This is a genomic window from Bradyrhizobium sp. Arg237L, assembly GCF_029990105.1.
In the GTDB taxonomy this organism is placed as follows: domain Bacteria; phylum Pseudomonadota; class Alphaproteobacteria; order Rhizobiales; family Xanthobacteraceae; genus Bradyrhizobium.
The window spans coordinates 1-1,510 of the sequence record NZ_JAQMIL010000174.1; the positions used below are offsets into that span (position 1 = coordinate 1).

1 protein-coding gene is annotated in these 1,510 nt (G+C 59.3%); it reads left to right on the forward strand.

Features of this window, described 5'->3' with window-relative positions; translation table 11 throughout:
* The first annotated feature begins 493 nt into the window (after positions 1-493).
* Complete coding sequence (locus tag OZ411_RS42810) at positions 494-1,354, forward strand: L,D-transpeptidase (RefSeq protein ID WP_282532778.1); 861 nt, start codon at positions 494-496, stop codon at positions 1,352-1,354.
* Positions 1,355-1,510: the final 156 nt, after the last annotated feature.

Genomic DNA, 1,510 nt, shown 5'->3' on the forward strand with positions numbered 1-1,510 from the left:
GGAGCTTCGTTCGAATGGACCAGACGTGCTTGGGGCGGAGTGGCGGCTTCGCGCCAACGATCTTGCCCTTATTCCATGATACGCGGTTGGCGACATTCTCGTTGGAGCTTAGGACATCGGTCATGGTGACCTCCTCAGTTGGTGAGGTCGGTCATTTTCGCGCGAGCAACCGTCTCAACGTATGTCGGCTTGTCGACAATTGGAGGCGAACTTTGGTCCATTCGGGTGGTGGGAGGGCTGAAAATGACCCGAAGCCCGTTAATGAAAGAGCGGGGCGCTGTCCGCTCCGCCGGTCGATTCAGACCTCGACGCGTTCCGCGAAGTCGCGTCGTCCACGTCGCTACCTTAATATCAGGCGGTACGCCCAATTTTCATGTTGCCGAACAAGAGTTCGGCATTAAGCGCCGCCAACGGTTGCGGTCTGAGCGATCGCTTCGAAGTTTCTTAAATTTTGCTGGGTACCTGTTCCGGGCATCGTGACCGGAGGAAAGATATGAATAAGCGGGCCAAACGTGGAAAGGCAGAAGCGCTCGCACTGCCAAGGGCCGCGAGAGTTGCAGTTGGCGCCGTGGCCGTCGCCGCATTGGGATACAGCTTGCTGTCTCGCCCGACGAGCGTGCAACCGATACGGAAGCCGTCCGCACCCCAAGCCCTGGCATCGTCAACTCTGGTTTACGTGGCAACTCCAAATTATGCCTCAGCGCCAGCTCCCGCTCCGATTTCGGCTCCGGCGCCTCTGGTCGAACCACCAAAAGCTGCTGACGGTCCCGGAGCATTTGTTCGGCAGGTGGTTGATTACACCAGCCACCAGACGCCGGGCACCGTGATCATCGATACCAAGAACACATTCCTGTATTTCGTTCTGAGCGACACGCAAGCGTTGCGCTACGGCATCGGTGTTGGCCGCGAAGGTTTCACATGGTCCGGCGAGCAAACTGTGGCCCGTAAAACAGAATGGCCGGATTGGCGTCCGCCTGCAGAGATGCTTGTGCGTCAGCCTTATCTGCCGCGGTTTATGGCAGGGGGTCCCGGCAACCCGCTCGGCGCTCGGGCGATGTATCTGGGCGAGACCGAATATAGAATTCACGGCACAAACAAGCCCGAGACGATCGGGAAGCGGGTTTCGTCCGGCTGTATCCGGCTAACCAATGAGGACGTCGTGGACCTTTATGAGCGGGTGAAAGTCGGAGCGAAAGTAATCGTGCTCCCGGCAACCGCTGCCCGTCGACCATCCCAGGGAGCGTCGCCCGACGCCGCGTTCCGATCGCCGGACCCGGCATCGCCGTCGAACCGGCCCTCGGCAACCAACGCGCAGATTTTGTCATCTGGACCGAAGATCGCTGAGGCCCAGTAACTCAGTCCCTCCGCCCTCGGTCTGCAACTGATGACAAGGAGGTATTTCAAGTCCTCGCGTCGAAGTCGGCTTCAAGCCCATCGCTGCCGTTGACGCGGTATAGCTAGAAGTCCGTTCACAGGGACAGACCGGAAGTCTGCGACCGAGAGGCAACAG

Bases quoted from the DNA above. Each gene is read 5' to 3' on its own strand.
- OZ411_RS42810 (WP_282532778.1), top strand. From the start codon at position 494: ATGAATAAGCGGGCCAAACGTGGAAAGGCAGAAGCGCTCGCACTGCCA.